Source organism: Actinoplanes cyaneus (assembly GCF_016862095.1).
Taxonomy (GTDB): Bacteria; Actinomycetota; Actinomycetes; order Mycobacteriales; family Micromonosporaceae; genus Actinoplanes; species Actinoplanes cyaneus.
Genome location: NZ_BOMH01000160.1, coordinates 1 through 1,212, shown reverse-complemented (window position 1 = coordinate 1,212; position 1,212 = coordinate 1). Strand labels below are relative to the sequence as shown.

Annotated in this window: 1 protein-coding gene; it reads left to right on the top strand. The window is 70.7% G+C overall.

The annotated features are described in order from the left end of the window. Positions 1 to 110: 110 nt before the first annotated feature. A complete protein-coding gene (locus tag Acy02nite_RS46140) occupies positions 111 to 803 on the top strand; it encodes a hemerythrin domain-containing protein (protein WP_203756777.1) in 693 nt (230 codons plus the stop codon). Positions 804 to 1,212: the final 409 nt, after the last annotated feature.

The following is a 1,212-nucleotide window of genomic DNA, read 5'->3' as shown; positions in this document are numbered from 1 at the left end:
GTGACCCCGCCTCCCGCCGCCGGTGCTCAGCCGGATGCGGGGAGGTGCACGACGATCACCGTGGTCTTCCTCAGCGGTGATGGCCCGAACGAACGAAACCGGAGAATGTCATGGCAGTCCTGCTGGATCCGAACGCCCCGGCCGACAAGCCGCAGACCGATGAGATGAAGGTGATCCACAAGGCGTTGCGTCGCGAGTTCGAGCTGCTGGGCCGGGTGGTCGCGGCAGTGCCGGCCGGTGACCTGGCGACCGCTGCGACCGTCGCCCGGCATGCCGGCCTGATGCTGGGCATGCTGCACGAGCACCACGACAGCGAGGACACCTACATCTGGCCGTTGCTGCACCAGCGGGACTCCCTGGACGACGCGCTCATCGACACGGTGGAGCGGCAGCACGAGGCCATCGCCGCCGCGATCGGCCGGATCGAGCCGGACCTGCGGACCTGGTCGTCCGAAGCGCAGCCGGCAGTGCGTGACGCCCTCAGCGCCCGGTTCACCGCCCTGTCCGAGGCCTTGGTTCAGCACCTCGACCTGGAGGAGGAGAGGGTGCTGCCGCTGATCCACGAACACCTGACGGTGGCCGAATGGAAAGCACCGCAGGTCGCGGCGATGCGGAACGGACCGAAGGACTTCACCTCGCTGATGCTGCTCGCCGGGGTCGTCCTCGAAGGAGCCTCTCCCGCGGAGCGCCGGTGGTTCATGCGGGAGATGCCGCCGCCGGCCCGGCTGATCTGGCGCATCGTCGGCGTACGCATGTACGCCGCGCACGTGCGTGCGGTCCGGGCCCCGTTGAGCCACGAGTGACCGCCGTGATCCGCGTCCGGCGCTCCGGTGCCACCGCTTCCCGGATGAATCGGCGCGACTCCGGCACGTGGCGGTGACGGCCGTCTCCTGAACTTCGCGCGATCACCGCCGTCGGACACTGCGGGAGGCGCCGCGCGCCCCGTCCGCGTGGCGCCTCCCGCAGCGGCGGGGGGTCCTGGCGCCCTGTCGGCAGGCACATCCGGAGCTGCCGGTACGGAGCGGCCGCGGAGGTCCGGCGTCGTCAACGTTTTGTCGGCGGCGCGTCGGCGCCCGGTCGGTGGAATGGTCGTCATGACCGACACGATCACCACTTCCTCGATCCTCGCCGACCTGGCCGACCGGGCCGCCATCGCCGACACTCTGCACCGCTACACCGCGGGCCTGGACCTCGGCGACGCCGAGTTGCTGA